Source organism: Kribbella sp. NPDC050459 (genome assembly GCF_040655315.1).
Lineage (GTDB): Bacteria > Actinomycetota > Actinomycetes > Propionibacteriales > Kribbellaceae > Kribbella.
Map to the genome: position 1 here is coordinate 375,291 of NZ_JBFAJQ010000005.1, position 15,652 is coordinate 390,942.

A 15,652-nucleotide genomic window follows, 5' to 3' on the forward strand; every position below is an offset into this window, starting at 1 on the left:
GGACGGGGCCTGGGCCCCGATCATGGACGTGAAGCGCATCTTCCGCGGACCCCTGTTCTGGATCGTCGTCGCCTTCCTCGGCGTGCTGGTGATCGGGCAGCTCCTGACCGGCTCGACCGGGTACAAGACCGAGCCGACCGGCCAGGTCGTGCAGCTGATCCAGCAGGCCAAGTCGTCGAGCGACAAGACGATCAAGACGGTGACGCTGATCGACCCGGACCAGGAGATCCGGGTCGAGAAGACCGACGGCACCAAACTCCGGGCGCACTGGGTCGACGGCCAGGGCAGCTCGCTCGGGAACGACCTGCAGACGCTGTTCCAGGACGGCAAGATCGAGCGGTACGACGTCGAGAACCCGAAGCCGAGCTTCATCGGCCAGGTGTTCTCCACGCTGATCCCGTTCCTGCTGATCGCGGTCGTGTTCATCTTCTTGATGAACTCGATGCAGGGCGGTGGCTCGCGGGTGATGAGCTTCGCCAAGTCGAAGGCCAAGCTGGTCACCAAGGACACCCCGAAGACCACGTTCGCCGACGTCGCGGGCGTCGACGAGGCGATCGAGGAGCTCCAGGAGATCAAGGAGTTCCTGCAGGAGCCGGGCAAGTTCCAGGCCGTCGGCGCCAAGATCCCGAAGGGCGTGCTGCTCTACGGCCAGCCCGGTACCGGCAAGACCCTGCTGGCCCGTGCGGTCGCGGGCGAGGCCGGGGTGCCGTTCTACTCGATCTCCGGTTCGGACTTCGTCGAGATGTTCGTCGGTGTCGGCGCCTCCCGGGTCCGGGACCTGTTCGAGCAGGCCAAGACCAACGCGCCGGCGATCGTGTTCATCGACGAGATCGACGCCGTCGGCCGGCACCGCGGCGCGGGCCTCGGCGGCGGTCACGACGAGCGCGAGCAGACGCTGAACCAGCTGCTCGTCGAGATGGACGGCTTCGACGTCCGCGGCGGTGTGATCCTGATCGCGGCCACCAACCGGCCCGACGTGCTCGACCCGGCGCTGCTGCGGCCCGGCCGGTTCGACCGGCAGATCGCCGTCGACGCGCCGGACCTGCCTGGCCGGCAGAAGATCCTCAAGGTGCACGCCCGCGGCAAGCCGATGGCCCAGGACGTCGACCTCACCGCGGTCGCCCGCCGGACGCCCGGTATGACCGGCGCCGACCTGGCCAACGTGCTGAACGAGGCGGCCCTGCTGACCGCCCGCTCGAACGCGCAGATGATCGACAACCGCGCGCTGGACGAGGCCATCGACCGGGTCATCGCCGGCCCGCAGCGCCGGACCCGCCTGATGTCGGACAAGGAGAAGGTGCTCACCGCGTACCACGAGGGCGGTCACGCCCTGGTCGCCGCGGCGCTGCCGCACTCCGACCCGGTGCAGAAGGTGACGATTCTGCCGCGTGGCCGGGCGCTCGGCTACACGATGGTGATGCCGGACGAGGACAAGTACTCGACCACCCGGTCCGAGATGCTGGACAAGCTGGCCTACATGCTGGGCGGCCGCGCCGCCGAGGAGATGGTCTTCCACGACCCGACCACCGGCGCCAGCAACGACATCGAGAAGGCCACCGGGCTCGCCCGTGCGATGGTCACGCAGTACGGCATGACCGAGCGGCTCGGCGCGATCAAGTTCGGCCAGGAAGGCAGCGAGCCGTTCCTGGGCCGCGACCTGGGCAGCCAGCGGAACTACTCCGAGGAGATCGCGGCCGCGGTCGACGAGGAGGTCGGCAAGCTGATCCTGAACGCGCACCAGGAGGCCTTCGACATCCTGGTCGAGAACCGCGCGGTCCTGGACCACCTGGTCGAGGAGTTGCTGGAGAAGGAGACGCTGGACAAGAACCAGATCGCCCGGGTGTTCGAGCCGGTGATCAAGCGGGAGCGGCGGCCGGCCTGGACCGGGTCGTCCACCCGGGTTCCGTCCGACCAGCCGCCGGTGATGCCGGTCAACGGGTCGCACGCCGAGCAGAACGGTTCGCTGTCCGACGTGCTGCCGGGCGGTTCGGTCGGCCCCGACGAGGCGATCCGCCCGCCGGAGTACGGCAGCGGTCCGACCCCGCCGTCCAGCAAGTGACCAGCAAGTAGTGAGCTGAACGCCGCCACCCGTCCGGGTGGCGGCGTTCGCCGTTCACGGTGCCGGTAGCGTTCCAGGGATGACGTCACCGAAGTTCGACCACCAGCGGGCGGAACGGGCCGTGCGCGAGCTGCTGCTCGCGATCGGCGAGGACCCGGACCGCGAGGGTCTGCAGGACACACCGGCCCGGGTGGCCCGCTCGTACGCCGAGATCACGGCCGGTCTCGGGCAGGGCGCCGAGGACGTGCTGACGACCACGTTCGCGCTCGAGCACGACGAGATGATCCTGGTGAAGGACATCGAGGTCTGGAGCCTGTGCGAGCACCACCTGGTGCCGTTCACCGGGGTCGCGCACGTCGGGTACATCCCGGGCCGGGAAGGCCGGGTGACCGGGTTGTCGAAGCTCGCCCGGCTGGTCGACGTGTACGCGAAACGGCCGCAGGTCCAGGAACGGCTGACCACGCAGATCGCCGAGTCCCTGGTCGAGATCCTGCAGCCGCGCGGCGTGATCGTGGTGATCGAGTGCGAGCACCTGTGCATGACGATGCGCGGCGTCCGGAAACCGGGTGCGAAGACGATCACGTCGGCCGTCCGCGGCCAGCTCCGCAACCCGGTCACCCGCGCCGAGGCGATGAGCCTGATCGTCGGCTGACGCCCGTAGCCCCGCGACCCGTGACTTCGTTGAAGTTTGAGAGTCCGGCACTATGGACATTCTGTTGCTGAGCGTTTACTTTCCGTAGTGGCATCGTGGCCAACGGGGACCAGGTGCCGGTGTGAGGAGGACAGGATGTCGGGGCGTTTCCGGGTCGGCGCCGCATTGGCCGGGGTCGCTGTCCTGACGGCAGGCGGACTGGTCGCGGCGAACTGGGCCACCGCGGACACGCGGGCCAAGGCCGGTCATCAGGCCGCGAAGCCGACTGTGGACCCGCTGATCGCCGAGACCCTGCAGTCCGAGCTCGGCTCCGACGCGGGCTTCGTGGGCAGCTACTACGACGACGGCGGCGAGCTGGTCGTCGCGGTCTCGGACCTGTCGACGGCCGAGCTGGTCCGGCAGATCGGCGCGATCCCGCGCCTGGTGAAGTACACGGCCCGCCAGCTGAACGCCGTCCAGGGCGAGCTGAACCAGCTCGCCACCAGGTCCAGCGCCGGCAAGGTCCGGTCCTGGTACGTCGATCCGGTCTCCGGGACCGTGGTGGTGTCGGTGCCGCGGACCGCGCACGACTCGATCACCAACCGCTTCCTGGCCCGCGCCGAGTCGAACGGCGACCGGGTCACGGTCCGCCGGGTGTCCGGCTCGGTCCGGCCGACCGCGGACGACTTCGGCCTGCGCGGCGGCGTCCAGGTCGACAAGAACACCGGGTACGTGTGCTCGCTCGGGTTCAACGCCAAGACCCGCAAGGGCAACCGGATCTTCCTGACCGCGGGGCACTGCACGTCCGGCCGGCCGTCGTTCTCCCGCAACGGGTACATCCTCGGCAACACCTCCACCTCGAGCTTCCCGGGCCACGACTTCGGGTCCGTCGGCGTGATCGAGGGCTGGGACCAGCAGGGGTACGTCGAGGGCTGGGGGAACGGCAACGTCGCGGTCAAGGGGATCGCGGACGCCACCGTCGGCTCGACGCTGTGCAAGTCGGGCAAGAGCACCGGGTGGACCTGCGGGCGGATCGTCGCGCGGAACGTGACGGTCAACTACGGCAACAACCGCGTGGTCCGCGGGCTGTTCCAGCACACCGCCTGCGTCGAGGCGGGCGACTCCGGCGGCGCCAGCATGACCGGGAACTACGCGCAGGGCATCACCAGCGGCGCGGCCCTGATCGACGGCAAGTGCCTGGAGAAGTACGGCCAGACCAACGAGTCGTACGCACAACCCATCACGCCCGTCCTGCAAGCAACGAAGTCCCGCCTGATCCTCGCCGACTGACGCACCCCAATTTCGCTGGCTACCCAGCCAAATGGGGGGTTTGTCACCCGGAATGAGGGTGCAGAACCCGCCAGGTGGCTGGGTAGCCAGCCAAATGGGTTGGGGAGGGGAAACGCGGCTGGTTGTCCGGTTGGGGGCGGGGGCTACTACGGTGTGTGGGTGAGAACTGAGCCGTGGGGTCACGTCGACGGGTTGCCGGTCCTGGACCGGTGCCTCGTCATGGGTGTGGTGAACGTGACACCGGACTCGTTCTCGGACGGCGGCGAGTGGTTCGAGCCGAGTGCCGCGATCAAGCACGGCCGGGAGTTGCTGGCCGAGGGCGCCGACCTGCTGGACGTGGGTGGTGAGTCGACCCGCCCGGGTGCGGTCCGGCCGTCGCCGGAGGAGGAGATCCGCCGGGTGATCCCGGTCGTGGAGACCCTCGCCGCGGAAGGCGCGATCATCTCGGTCGACACCATGCGGGCGAACGTCGCCGAGCTGGCCCTCGACGCCGGCGCCACGATGATCAACGACGTGTCCGGCGGGCAGGCCGATCCGGACATGCTCCCGCTGGTCGCCGAGCGCCGTACGCCGTACCTGTGCATGCACTGGCGCGGGCACTCGATCGACATGCAGAACAAGGCCGAGTACGCCGACGTGGTCGCGGAGGTGATCGCCGAGCTGGGCGAACGTCTCGACGTGATCAGCCGCGCGGGCATCGACCTGAACCGGGTCGCCCTCGACCCCGGCCTCGGTTTCGCGAAGAACGCGGAGCACAACTGGGAGATTCTTCGCCGGTTGCGGGAATTCGCCGTCCTGGAAAGACCGTTGCTGATCGGTGCGTCCCGGAAGACGTTCCTCGGTAGGCTGCTCGCCGACGAGCAGACCGGTGAACCCAGACCGGCCGTACGACGAGACGACGCGAGCGTGGCCGTATCCGCCCTGGCCGCCGCCGCGGGTGCCTGGTGTGTCCGGGCCCACGCGGTGGCACCGAGCGCGGACGCGGTCCGGGTGGCGAAGAGATGGGGAACCGTATGACGGACGGACCGCGGCAGGACGGCGCGCCCAAGGGGCCGGCCGGCGCCACGGTGGAGGACGTCGTGCTGCAGGCCAACACCGCCTTCTACAACGCGTTCGAGGCCGGCGACCTGGACCTGATGGCGGCCGTCTGGCTGCCGGAGCCGGACCCGGTGTGCATCCATCCCGGGAACGCGGCCATTTCCGGGTACGCCGAGATGATGCGGGCCTGGGCGATGATCTTCGCGAACACGCCGTACATCCAGTTCTTCCTCACCGACGTGCAGGTGCGGGTGGACGGCGACGTGGCCTACGTCACGTGTACGGAGAACGTGCTGTCCTCCGGCGAGGGCGCCCCGGAGGAGGGGTTCGCGGGCGGGAAGGCGCTCGCGACCAACGTTTTCCGCAGAACTTCCAGCGGCTGGCGGTTGTGGATCCACCATGCCTCACCGGTACTGTCGTCTGGGGGCCGACAGGAGGAGGCGGAATGAGCGGTCCCGTGACTCCTGACGTGATCGAGATCCGGGGCATCCGCGGTTTCGGGCGCCACGGGGTGTTCGACCACGAGCGGGCCGACGGGCAGGAGTTCGTCGTGGACGTCCGGCTGGAGCTGGACACCCGGCCCGCGGCGGCTTCCGACGACCTGGCGGACACCGTGAACTACGGGGTGGTGGCCGAGCGGGTGCACCAGGCGATCGAGACCGACCCGGTGGACCTGATCGAGACCCTCGCCCAGCGGATCGCCGATCTCTGTCTCGCCGACGAGCGGGTGACAGCGACGGCGGTCACCATCCACAAACCCTCGGCGCCGATCACGGTGCCGTTCGACGACGTTGTCCTGACCGTGCAGCGCAGAGCCGGAGAATCCTCGTGACTGAGACCCCTAGTCCCCACGTCATCGACGCGGACACCCTGAGCGGCGGCCTGAAGCCGATCCGCCAGGTGATCCTGTCGCTCGGCAGCAATCTCGGCGACCGTGAGGCGAACCTGCAGGGCGCGGTCGACGCGCTGCGGGACACCCCTGACGTCGTGGTGGTCGAGGTCTCGCCGGTGTACGAGACCGAACCCGTGGGCGGCCCGGACGAGTCCGGTCCGTACCTGAACATCGTCCTGCTCGCGGACACCACGCTGGCCGTCGACCTGCTGCTGGAGCGCGCCCACGCGGTCGAGCAGGCGTTCGGCCGCGAGCGCAGCGTCCCGGGCGCGCCGCGGACCCTCGACGTCGACCTGATCACCTACGGGCAGAAGACGATCGAGACCGAGGAACTGACCATCCCGCACCCGCGGGCGCACGAGCGCGCGTTCGTGCTGGCGCCCTGGCTCGACATCGAGCGGGACGCCGTCCTGCCGGGCCACGGCCCGGTCGCGGACCTGCTGGCCAAGGTCGGAACCGACGGCGTGACCAAGCTCGACATCGAGCTGCAGTAGTGGTGTCCGGCGGTACCGAGCCCGGCCGGGCGCCCCGGGACGACAGTCAGGGCCCGCCTCCGGGTTCGGTGCGGCCGACGTCACGGCGGCTGCTGGTCGCGATCGCCGTTCTCGGCGTCGCGGTCGGCGTCACGCTGGTGAAGGCGATCGAGTCCGGCGGCGGGGTCGCGCCCGCGGTGTCGTGGCTGACGCTGATCGCCTGGGCGTTCCTGGCCGCGTTGCTGTTCGCCGCTGCGCGCAACACGCATCAGCGGATCCAGGTGCGCCGGGAGCGGATCGAACCGTCGCGTGCGGTCTTCCTGTTGATGATCGGCAAGGCGAGCGCGTTTGTCGGCGCGTTGTGCACCGGTGTGTACGCAGGGTTCGCGTTAAGCTTCCTGCAAGCGATGGGCTCTTCGGGGCCTCGTAACCGGGTGATCATGGCCGGAGCAGCGGCGGTGATCTCGGTGCTGGTCGTCACGGCCGGATTGTTGCTCGAACGCGCGTGTCGGATTCCCGAGGACCCCGACGAGACCCCTTAACATGACGACCCATGGGGTCAAGGGGTAGCCGCCGTCGAACCAGGACCACAGTTCTCACCGTCGCCAACGCATCGCTGATCGTTGTCTGCCTGGGCGTGAGTATCGCGCTCTTCTCGCAGAATGCCTGGATCCTCCGGGCCGCCGCAGTCGGTGCAGCTCTGGTCGCGATCGCTGCTGCCTTCCTGTTCCGCCACCAGTTGCTGGTCGAGCGGCTGGCCCACTCCGACGAGCGCGCACAGGTCGCGCAGGAGTACTCGCGGATCACCAGCGCGCGCGTGGTCGAGAATGCGGAGTTCGTCGACCTGATGCAGCGCCGGCTGGACAAGATCGACCAGCGGCTGGACAAGATCGACCAGGAGGTCGCGACCGTCGTCGCCGCGGGCGACAAGCACTCGCAGGCCGACGCGCCGACCGTCGTGGACCTCAAGCTCCGAGGCCTGGCCGCGTCCTGAGTCCGCCCCCATACTGCGGTGTATGGGGCTGGACGCACGCTATCCCGCTGTGACGATGAACGACCCGAACGGGCACGTCACGGTCTACAACGAGGACCATCTGCCGATCGGCCAGCTGGGGCCGACGCCGTACGAGTCGCCGTCGGTGAACGTGACGTGCCGGCGCAAGGCCTGGGACGACCTGTACTGGTACCGGCTGCTGAACCCCGAGGGCTTTCCGTTCCCGGCCGACGAGGCGTACGTCTCCGCCGACGAGACGCACGAGCTGAACCCCGGCCAGCCGTACGAAATCCCGGACTGCGCGTCCGGCTGCCCGATCCAGTTCGGCAAGGCAGCCGCCGTGGGCGCACTGGCCATCGGCGGAGCAGCGGCAGCCGCCGCCTGGCGCCGCCGGCGCCGCGCCCTCGGCATCGCCTGACCCATGACCGCGGGGTGCGTAGGCGCACGTCGCGTAAGTTCGTGGGTGTGGATCTTGCGAAGCTGTTGAAGGTTGCCCAAGCCGCCGTCGAGCGTGGGCGGGAGGTGACCGAGCGGATGGCGCCGGGAGAGCTGACGGTCAAGGGGGACCGGGACATGGCCTCCGAGGTGGATTTCGCGGTGGAGCGGGAGGTGCGGGCCTTCCTCGAGCGGGAGACGCCGGAGATCGGCGTCCTGGGCGAGGAGGAGGGCGGTGCCACCGACGGCACGCGCTGGGTGCTGGACCCGGTCGACGGCACGGTGAACTTCATCCACGGCGTACCGCTGTGGGCGATCTCGCTCGGCCTGATCCACGAGGGCCGCGCCGTCGCGGGCGTGATCGACCACCCGGCGCTCGGTACGACGTACGCGGCCGCCGAGGGATTGGGCGCGACCCGCGACGGGAAGCCGATCCGGGGCAGCGAGTGCACCGACCTGTCCGATGCATTGGTTGCCGTCGGCGACTATGCCGTCGGGCCGAACGCGGACCAGGTGAACGCCGACCGGATCGCCCTCACCCAGCGGCTGTACCCGCGCGTGCAGCGCCTCCGGATGATCGGTACGGCGGCCACCGCGCTGACCTGGACGGCGAACGGGTACTTCGACGCGTTGATCATGTTCTCCAACAAGCCCTGGGACACGATGGCGGGCGTGGCGATCTGCCGCGAGGCCGGCGTCACCGTCCTGGACCTCGACCGCACCGGCCACTCGCCCGAGTCCCGCGGCGTCTTCGCGGTCGCCGACGGCATCCGCGAACCGCTGCAGGAGCTGCTCGCCGCGCCGCGAGGTCAGTGAGGCACCGTGGCGACGCTCGGGGTCATCGGCAGCGGCAACATCGGGTCGGTGGTGGCGTGGCTCGCCGTCGGCGCGGGCCTCGACGTGGTGATGGCGAACTCGCGCGGCCCGGAGAGCCTGGCGGACAAGGCCCGCACCCTCGGCATCCGGGCCGGGACCGTCGACGAGGCCGCGCGGGCGGGGGACTGGGTCCTGGTGAGCATCCCGCTCGGACGGTACGCCGAGCTGCCGGTGGCGCCGTTCGCGGGCAAGGTCGTGCTGGACACGATGAACTACTACCCGCGGCGTGACGGCCGGATCGACCGGCTCGACCGCGAGGTGGTGACAACGGCACAGCTCCTGCAGGAACGGTTGCCCGCAGCCCACACGGTGAAGGCGTTCAACAACATCGCCGCGCGGAACATCGTGACACTGGCCAGGCCCGCCGACGCGCCGGATCGCAGCGCGTTGCCGATCGCCGGCGACGACGCGGACGCGAAGGCCGCGGCCACGGAGCTGATCCGGACGCTCGGGTTCGACGTGGTCGACGTCGGTCCGCTGAGCGAGAGCTGGCGGTTCGAGCCGGAGACGGCCGCGTACGTGACGCCGTACCTGTCCAAGGCGAAGCAGCACCCCGATCCGGGGAAACCGCTGCCGGTGGCCCGGCTCGTGCAGTTGATCGCCGCCGCCCATCGCCCGCCGGTGGCCCGGCGCGACGTCTGACGCGTTACTTGTCGATGTCGCCGACGACGAAGAACATGCTGCCGAGGATCGCGATCATGTCGGGGATCATCGTGCCGGGGAGCAGGGCCGGCAGTGCGGAAATGTTGTTGAAGCTGGCCGAGCGGAGCTTCAGCCGCCACGGGGTCTTGTCGCCGCGGGAGACCAGATAGTAGCCGTTGATGCCGAGCGGGCTCTCGGTCCAGGCGTACGTCTGGCCCTCGGGGACCTTCAGGATCTTCGGCAGCCGGACGTTGACCGGTCCGGCGGGCAGCGTCGACAGCTTGTCGAGGCAGGCGTCGACCAGGTCGAGCGAGACCTTCACCTGGTCGAGCAGGACGGCGAAGCGCGCGAAGCAGTCGCCGTCGGGGCGGGTCACGACGCGCAGCACGTCCTGCAGTTCGCCGTACGCCAGGTAGGGCTCGTCGCGGCGCAGGTCGGCGTCCACGCCGGAGGCGCGGGCGATGGGGCCGGAGACGCCGTACTGCGCGACCAGTTCCGGGGAGAGCTTGCCGACGCCGACGGTGCGGGCGCGGAAGATCTCGTTGCCGAGGATGATCTCCTCGATGTCGGGCAGCCGGGTGCGGACCGCGGCGGAGGCGGCGGCCGCGCGACCGAGCCAGCCGTACGGCAGGTCCTCCTTGAGGCCGCCGACCCGGTTGAACATGTAGTGCATCCGGCCGCCGGACAGCTCCTCCATCACCGCCTGGATCGTCTCCCGCTCGCGGAACGCGTAGAACACCGGCGTGATCGCGCCGAGCTCCAGCGGGTACGAGCCGAGGAACATCAGGTGGTTCAGGATCCGGTTCAGCTCGGCCAGCAGGGTCCGCAGCCAGACGGCCCGGACGGGAACTTCGAGGCCCATCATCCGCTCGACCGCGTGCACCACGCCGAGCTCGTTCGCGAACGCCGACAGCCAGTCGTGCCGGTTCGCCAGGACGATGATCTGCCGGTAGTCGCGGACCTCGAACAGCTTCTCCGCGCCGCGGTGCATGTAGCCGATGATCGGTTCGCAGCCGACGATCCGCTCACCGTCGAGGGTCAGCCGCAGGCGCAGCACGCCGTGCGTCGCCGGGTGCTGGGGCCCGATGTTGAGCACCATGTCGGTGGTGGCCAGCTCCGAACCGCTCCCGGTCCCGCCCCGCTCGTAAGCAGGGTCGAATCCGGCGGCTCCCGCTCCGACTCCCACGACTCTTTCCGTACTCATGACCACTATCGTGACAGGCTTTACCTGTGGACGACCTCTTCGCACCCTCGGATGTCAGCTGGACGCCGGTCTCGCCGAAGCTGGCCACGCTGCGGCGGCTGAACGCGGCGATCGTCGCCGGGCTGACCGCGATCGCGGCGCTGCTTGCGCTCGGACTGACGGTGGGCTGGCAGTACGGCCTGCTCGCGGTCGTGGTGATCGTGCTGGCCCTCGGCTGGTCGTGGGTGCTGATCGGCCGCAACCAGCGGTCCTGGAGGTACGCCGAACGCGAGGACGAGCTGCTGGTCAGCCACGGGGTGATGTTCCGCGAGCTGGTCGTCGTACCGTACGGCCGGATGCAGTTCGTGGACGTCACCGCCGGGCCGCTGGAGCGTGCGTACGGGATGGCCACCGTGGAGCTGCACACGGCGACGCCGGCGACCGACGCGAAGATCCCCGGGCTGCACCCGGACGAGGCCGGCCGGCTGCGTGACCGCTTGTCCGCCCTCGGCCAGGCGCAGGCGTGGGGCCTGTGACCGAGCAGACCGCCGAGGTCGTCGGACAACGGCTTCACCCGCTCACCCCCTTCGTCAAGGGCTGGGGGTACTTCGTCGTCGCGGCCTTCGCGCTGGTCAACAACGAGGGCCTGCGGACCAACCTGACGATCGCGGGCATCGGCCTGGCGGCGGTCCTCGTCGGCGGCATCCTGCTCGGTGCCCTGTCCTGGTGGTTCACCAAGTGGCAGCTGACCGCCGAGGCGATCCGGGTCGACAGCGGGTTCCTGTTCCGCCGGACCCGGATCATCCGCTTCGACCGGATCCAGGCGATCGACGTGGCGCAGCCGTTCGTCGCCCGCTTGTTCGGCATGGCCGAGCTGCGGATGGATGTGGCCGGCGGCGGCAAGAGCGATGGGAAGCTGAGCTTCTTCCGGTACGAGGAGGCGCAGCAGCTCCGCACGATCCTGCTGGTCCGGGCCAAGGGCGAGCAGGCCGCCGAGCAGCAGGCCCACGAGCAGCAGGCCGAGGCGGTGGCTCCGCCGCTGCTGACCGTTCCGACGAGCCGCCTGCTCGGTGCGACGCTGTTGTCGTCCACGGTCGTCGCCAGTGCCGGTGCACTGATCTGGCTGATCGTCGCGACGATGGTGCTGGACTTCCACATCGGTCTGTGGGCCGGTCTACCGTTGTTGCTGGGTGTCGTGCAGCCGATCTGGAAGCAGGTCGTGGGGAACCACGGGTTCACGCTGTCGGAGTCCAGCCACGGACTGCGGACCAAGCGCGGCCTGTTCGACGTCCAGCGGCAGACCGTTCCGCCTGGCCGGGTGCAGGGCCTGCTGATCACCGAGCCGCTGATCTGGCGGTTGCTCGGCTGGTCGCGCGTCGAGCTGGACATCGCCGGCGTCGCCGGCCAGCGGGAGGACGGCGACGACCTGCTCGAGGGCGCACAGTTGCTGCCGGTGGGTGAGCGCGCCGAGGTGGCGTATGTACTCGCCCGCGTACTGCCTGGCCTCGATCTGAGCCGCATCCAGATGCACCCGGCTCCGGAGCGCGCAAAATGGCTGCGGCCGATCGGCTGGCGGTTCTTGGCGTACGGCGTCGACGGGCAGGTCATGGTCACCACGCGTGGCTGGGTGAGCCGCCGTACGTCGATCGTGCTGCACCACAAGACGCAGTCGGTCCGGCTGGAGCAGGGGCCGCTGCAGCGGCGTCTGGGACTCGCCAACGTTCACGTCGACACACCAGTGGGGCCGACCGACGCCACGGCGCTCCACCGCGATCAGGTGGAGGCTGCGGCGCTTGTGGAGGCTCAGGCGGACAGGGCGCGCGAGGCACGCCGTACGGTGGCCGCGTCCGCCGCGGTCCAGACCCAGCCGAACCCGCCGAGTCCAGACGGGTCGAGCAACTCGGCCGCCTCACCTGCTGACGACAGCTCGGACAGGTAGCGACTGGCGTCCGTCTGAGCGAGCTCCAGGCTCGGGCGGGCCCCGCTGACACCCAGCGCACGCAGGGCGTCGCGCTGGCTCAGGATGGTGCCGCCGAGCGAGTCGAGCGCCACGTGCGCGGTGATGTCGCAGGTCCCGTCGGGTGCCGGGTCGCATTCCCGTCCGTCGCGGAAGCCGGTCAGGGTCCCGTACGGCGGTCTGGACGCCTTGACGTGCCCGTAGTCGATGGCGATCGCGAGACTTCCCGCAGTGAGGCGACTGACCACGTCGGCCCAGGACTGATCGCGAGGGACTCCGACCTCGGCCCGATCACCAGGCTCGCCTGGCCACCACGTCTCGAGCCAGCGGAGATCGTTGCCTTCTACAACCGGTCCTGGGGTCAGGTCGGCGAGGAGATAGCGGGGAAGGCCCTCGTCGTCCCACTCGACGACCTCGCACGGGACGTTGTCGAGCCACTCGTTCGCGACCACCAGGCCGTGCAGGCGGTCGGGCAGCGCGTCGTCGAGCTCGATGTCGAGGACCTTCAGGCCCTCGGCACGCAGGACCTGACCCAGTTCGCCGGAGCCGGCGCCGATGTCGACGACAGTGGTGACCTCCAGCTGACGGGCCAGCCGTGCGATCGCCTGTCCGAAGAGCGCGGACGCGTGCACCGACGTACGGAAATGGGCGGACGGGCGCTCCCGGCGGTAGAAGCCGTCAGGTCCGTAGAGCGCCCGTTCCCAGGCCGCGCGGTACGTCTCGGTCATCAGGAACCCAGCGGCACGGCACCGATCTGGCCCCACACACCGGCAGCGTCCTCCCGCCACAGCCCCAGCTCCGTCAGCTGCACGGTCGGCGCCGGGGCCGCGGCCAGCGCGGCGTTCGCCTCGGCGACCACGGCCGGGCCGCCCTGGGCGGACGACGAGATCGTCAGGTGCGGATGCGGGTCCGGGAACTCACCGCCGTACGGCGGGCACTCGGGGAACGCGGCGACCACGGACAGCAGGATCGAGCGCACCGTGTCGAACGGCTCCGGGCGCAGCCACGCCGTACCGTTCGGGAACTGGCCGGCCGTCGGGAAGCTGAGCTCGAACGGTTCGACGGCCGCCACGGCCGACCGGAGCCGGTCCACGTCGGTGTCGGTGGGCTCGGCGACCCACGGCACCAGCACCGTCACGTGCGGCGGGATGAGCTCGGTCAGCGGGACCTGCGGGCGCGCCGTCGACCGGGACACCGAGCGCCAGCGGTCCGTGGCCGCCGCGAGCTCCGGGACTGTGATCAGAATCGCCGTCAATTCGGTGCCAGCTGCCCATGCATCACTCACTGCGCAATGCTCTCATCACCTACTCTGACAAGTAGATCGTCTGGTACCCCGCCGCGGGACTGGAACGAGAAGAGAGTGAGTGATGGAACGGATCGGCTTGATCGGAGCCGGCCGGGCCGGGACCGCCCTGGGAGCAGCCATGGCGGCAGCCGGACATCGGTTGGTCGGAGTCACCGCGCGGTCGGACGCGTCCCGGGAACGCGCCGCCCGCCTTCTGCCCGCTGTGCCCGTGCTGACCCCTGACGAGGTCACCAGGAGCGCGGACGTCGTCCTGGTCGCCGTACCGGACGACCTGATCCGCGACGTGGCGCAGACACTGCCGCTGACCAGCGCGCAGTACGTCGTTCATCTGTCCGGGGCGCACGGTCTGGCCCCGCTGGCGGGCCTCGCCGCGACACCGGTCGCGCTGCACCCCTCGATGACCTTTCCGGGCGGCCCGGTGCAGCTGGACGGCGTCATGTTCACCGCGACCGCCCCGGACGCCGCCCGGTCGCTCGTCGAGCGACTGGTAAAGGCGCTGGGCGCGCAGGTGCAGTGGGTCGCCGACGAGCAGCGTGCGCGGTACCACGCGGGTCTCGTCCACGGCGCGAACCACCTGACCACGCTGGTCACGCAGGCGGTCGCCGTACTGCGGGAGGCGGGCGTGTCGGATCCGGCGGCGACACTGCGCCCGCTGCTGGTCGCAACCCTCGACAACACGCTGCGATCCGGTCATCATGCGCTCACCGGGCCGATCGCCCGGGGCGATGCCGACACGGTGGCAGCACATCTGGAAGCACTGCGAGGCAGTACGGGGAGCAGCACGCAGCGCAGGATCGCGAGCACGTACGCCGAGCTGGCCCGCGCGACGGCCGAGCTGGCCGCGGCGGACGGCCGGCTGGACGCGGAGACAGTCCGCCGATTGACCGAGGTACTGGACGGGCACCAGGCAGATCCGACAGGGGAGGCACCTCGATGAGACTCACCCAGACCAAGGCCGAGCTGCGGGCGGCAGCCGCGATCCGGCCGCGCGCGGTCGTGATGACCATGGGGGCTCTGCACGACGGCCATGCCGCGTTGCTGGCCGAGGCGCGCGAACGGGTCGGACCGGACGGCAGCGTGGTCCTGACGATCTTCGTGAACCCGTTGCAGTTCGGGCCGACCGAGGACTTCGACCGGTACCCGCGGACGCTGGCCAGCGACCTGGCGATCGCGAAGAACGAGGGCGTCGACCTTGTCTTCAACCCGTCCCGCGACGAGCTGTACCCGAACGAGCCGTCGATCACCGTGCACCCCGGTCCGTTGGCGGACGAGCTGGAAGGCGTGTTCCGGCCCGGTCATTTCTCCGGTGTACTGACCGTGGTGTCGAAGCTGCTGCACCTCACGGCACCGGACCTGGCGCTGTTCGGCGAGAAGGACTACCAGCAGCTGACGCTGATCCGCGAGATGGTCTGCGACCTCGACATGGACGTGGACATCGTGCCGGTGCCGACCGTGCGGGAGGCGGACGGTCTCGCCCTGTCCTCACGCAACCGGTACCTGAGTGAGACCGAGCGTGACGAGGCCCTGGTGCTGTACCGGGCACTGAGCGCCGGCGCGAAGGCCGGGATGAACGGGCCGGACGCGGTGATGGCCGCCGCACAGGCCGAGCTCGAGGCGGTGCCGTCGGTGAAGATCGACTATCTCGCGCTGCGGGCCCCCGATCTCGGCCCGGTGATCGGCCCCGGCGAGGCCCGGATGCTGATCGCCGCCCGCGTCGGCCTGACCCGTCTCATCGACAACATTTCCATCACCCTCAGATGAAATCGGTTGATACGGTCCCTGAATGACTGTGCTGATGCCACGCCTCCGGCGCGGCGGGTCACGGGGCTGTAACTCCCGCCCTTCCCTCGTCGCTCCGGTCGCTTCGCTCCCTGCG

18 protein-coding genes and 1 pseudogene are annotated in these 15,652 nt (G+C 69.9%); 16 read left to right on the plus strand and 3 right to left on the minus strand.

Annotation, left to right across the window (positions count from 1 at the left end; genetic code table 11):
• The first annotated feature begins 22 nt into the window (after positions 1–22).
• From ftsH to AB0I12_RS20650, 12 genes are all read left to right on the plus strand, one after another.
• Positions 23–2,059 carry an ATP-dependent zinc metalloprotease FtsH gene (gene ftsH / locus AB0I12_RS20595; RefSeq protein ID WP_359931904.1) on the plus strand — a complete coding sequence of 679 codons (2,037 nt, stop codon included), beginning with the start codon at positions 23–25 and terminating at the stop codon, positions 2,057–2,059.
• Between the two features lie 79 nt (positions 2,060–2,138).
• Positions 2,139–2,711 carry a GTP cyclohydrolase I FolE gene (gene folE, locus AB0I12_RS20600; protein WP_359931907.1) on the plus strand — a complete coding sequence of 191 codons (573 nt, stop codon included), beginning with the start codon at positions 2,139–2,141 and terminating at the stop codon, positions 2,709–2,711.
• 135 nt (positions 2,712–2,846) lie between these two features.
• Entirely contained in the window at positions 2,847–3,980 is a 1,134-nt protein-coding gene (locus AB0I12_RS20605) for a S1 family peptidase (protein WP_359931910.1), read from the plus strand.
• Positions 3,981–4,199: 219 nt separating this feature from the next.
• Positions 4,200–4,997, plus strand: coding sequence for a dihydropteroate synthase (folP, locus tag AB0I12_RS20610; RefSeq protein WP_359932138.1), 798 nt, complete (start codon positions 4,200–4,202; stop codon positions 4,995–4,997).
• On the plus strand, positions 4,994–5,467 hold the full coding sequence (locus AB0I12_RS20615; RefSeq protein WP_355481910.1) for a nuclear transport factor 2 family protein: 474 nt from the start codon (positions 4,994–4,996) through the stop codon (positions 5,465–5,467). Before folP ends, AB0I12_RS20615 begins: the two co-directional genes overlap by 4 nt.
• A complete protein-coding gene (gene folB / locus AB0I12_RS20620; protein ID WP_359931914.1) occupies positions 5,464–5,850 on the plus strand; it encodes a dihydroneopterin aldolase in 387 nt (128 codons plus the stop codon). Before AB0I12_RS20615 ends, folB begins: the two co-directional genes overlap by 4 nt.
• Positions 5,847–6,404, plus strand: coding sequence for a 2-amino-4-hydroxy-6-hydroxymethyldihydropteridine diphosphokinase (gene folK / locus AB0I12_RS20625; protein WP_359931917.1), 558 nt, complete (start codon positions 5,847–5,849; stop codon positions 6,402–6,404). The genes folB and folK overlap by 4 nt, the downstream gene beginning before the upstream one ends.
• Before the next feature lie 2 nt (positions 6,405–6,406).
• The gene (locus AB0I12_RS20630; RefSeq protein WP_355694800.1) at positions 6,407–6,925 is read left to right on the plus strand and encodes a DUF3180 domain-containing protein; all 519 of its coding nucleotides are present in this window, start codon (positions 6,407–6,409) and stop codon (positions 6,923–6,925) included.
• 95 nt (positions 6,926–7,020) lie between these two features.
• Complete coding sequence (locus AB0I12_RS20635; protein WP_355694798.1) at positions 7,021–7,377, plus strand: hypothetical protein; 357 nt, start codon at positions 7,021–7,023, stop codon at positions 7,375–7,377.
• A 22-nt stretch (positions 7,378–7,399) separates the two neighbouring features.
• Positions 7,400–7,795, plus strand: coding sequence for a hypothetical protein (locus tag AB0I12_RS20640; RefSeq protein ID WP_359931921.1), 396 nt, complete (start codon positions 7,400–7,402; stop codon positions 7,793–7,795).
• Between the two features lie 47 nt (positions 7,796–7,842).
• A complete protein-coding gene (locus AB0I12_RS20645) occupies positions 7,843–8,628 on the plus strand; it encodes an inositol monophosphatase family protein (RefSeq protein ID WP_359931924.1) in 786 nt (261 codons plus the stop codon).
• A gap of 6 nt (positions 8,629–8,634) precedes the next feature.
• Entirely contained in the window at positions 8,635–9,330 is a 696-nt protein-coding gene (locus AB0I12_RS20650) for an NAD(P)-binding domain-containing protein (protein WP_359931927.1), read from the plus strand.
• A 4-nt stretch (positions 9,331–9,334) separates the two neighbouring features.
• On the opposite strand, the gene AB0I12_RS20655 is transcribed toward AB0I12_RS20650, so the two are convergent.
• Positions 9,335–10,534, minus strand: a complete 1,200-nt coding sequence (locus tag AB0I12_RS20655; RefSeq protein WP_359931929.1) for an NADH-quinone oxidoreductase subunit D — start codon at positions 10,532–10,534, stop codon at positions 9,335–9,337.
• Between the two features lie 26 nt (positions 10,535–10,560).
• On the opposite strand from AB0I12_RS20655, the gene AB0I12_RS20660 reads away from it, so the two are divergent.
• On the plus strand, positions 10,561–11,049 hold the full coding sequence (locus AB0I12_RS20660) for a PH domain-containing protein (protein ID WP_359931932.1): 489 nt from the start codon (positions 10,561–10,563) through the stop codon (positions 11,047–11,049).
• A pseudogene (locus AB0I12_RS20665) lies at positions 11,046–12,299 on the plus strand (PH domain-containing protein); the annotation flags it as partial. The gene AB0I12_RS20660 and the pseudogene AB0I12_RS20665, both read left to right, overlap by 4 nt.
• Positions 12,300–12,316: 17 nt before the next feature.
• Here the strand turns inward: AB0I12_RS20665 and AB0I12_RS20670 are convergent.
• Together AB0I12_RS20670 and AB0I12_RS20675 are read right to left on the minus strand one after the other, a co-directional pair.
• Complete coding sequence (locus tag AB0I12_RS20670) at positions 12,317–13,198, minus strand: SAM-dependent methyltransferase (protein ID WP_359931935.1); 882 nt, start codon at positions 13,196–13,198, stop codon at positions 12,317–12,319.
• Entirely contained in the window at positions 13,198–13,755 is a 558-nt protein-coding gene (locus AB0I12_RS20675) for a 2'-5' RNA ligase family protein (RefSeq protein WP_359931937.1), read from the minus strand. The genes AB0I12_RS20670 and AB0I12_RS20675 overlap by 1 nt, the downstream gene beginning before the upstream one ends.
• A gap of 82 nt (positions 13,756–13,837) precedes the next feature.
• Between AB0I12_RS20675 and AB0I12_RS20680 the strand changes: the two genes are divergently transcribed.
• Positions 13,838–14,713 (plus strand): Rossmann-like and DUF2520 domain-containing protein, encoded by an 876-nt coding sequence (locus AB0I12_RS20680; protein ID WP_359931940.1) that lies wholly within the window; start codon positions 13,838–13,840, stop codon positions 14,711–14,713.
• Positions 14,710–15,537, plus strand: a complete 828-nt coding sequence (gene panC / locus AB0I12_RS20685; protein WP_355481933.1) for a pantoate--beta-alanine ligase — start codon at positions 14,710–14,712, stop codon at positions 15,535–15,537. Before AB0I12_RS20680 ends, panC begins: the two co-directional genes overlap by 4 nt.
• Positions 15,538–15,652: the final 115 nt, after the last annotated feature.

What these genes read in the sequence shown, in the direction of transcription:
- panC (WP_355481933.1), top strand. Translation starts at nt 14,710, where the DNA reads ATGAGACTCACCCAGACCAAGGCCGAGCTGCGGGCGGCAGCCGCGATC.
- ftsH (WP_359931904.1), top strand. Translation starts at nt 23, where the DNA reads ATGGACGTGAAGCGCATCTTCCGCGGACCCCTGTTCTGGATCGTCGTC.
- folE (WP_359931907.1), top strand. Translation starts at nt 2,139, where the DNA reads ATGACGTCACCGAAGTTCGACCACCAGCGGGCGGAACGGGCCGTGCGC.
- AB0I12_RS20605 (WP_359931910.1), top strand. Translation starts at nt 2,847, where the DNA reads ATGTCGGGGCGTTTCCGGGTCGGCGCCGCATTGGCCGGGGTCGCTGTC.
- AB0I12_RS20655 (WP_359931929.1), bottom strand. Translation starts at nt 10,534, where the DNA reads ATGAGTACGGAAAGAGTCGTGGGAGTCGGAGCGGGAGCCGCCGGATTC.
- folB (WP_359931914.1), top strand. Translation starts at nt 5,464, where the DNA reads ATGAGCGGTCCCGTGACTCCTGACGTGATCGAGATCCGGGGCATCCGC.
- AB0I12_RS20640 (WP_359931921.1), top strand. Translation starts at nt 7,400, where the DNA reads ATGGGGCTGGACGCACGCTATCCCGCTGTGACGATGAACGACCCGAAC.
- AB0I12_RS20680 (WP_359931940.1), top strand. Translation starts at nt 13,838, where the DNA reads ATGGAACGGATCGGCTTGATCGGAGCCGGCCGGGCCGGGACCGCCCTG.
- folP (WP_359932138.1), top strand. Translation starts at nt 4,200, where the DNA reads ATGGGTGTGGTGAACGTGACACCGGACTCGTTCTCGGACGGCGGCGAG.
- AB0I12_RS20615 (WP_355481910.1), top strand. Translation starts at nt 4,994, where the DNA reads ATGACGGACGGACCGCGGCAGGACGGCGCGCCCAAGGGGCCGGCCGGC.
- AB0I12_RS20670 (WP_359931935.1), bottom strand. Translation starts at nt 13,198, where the DNA reads ATGACCGAGACGTACCGCGCGGCCTGGGAACGGGCGCTCTACGGACCT.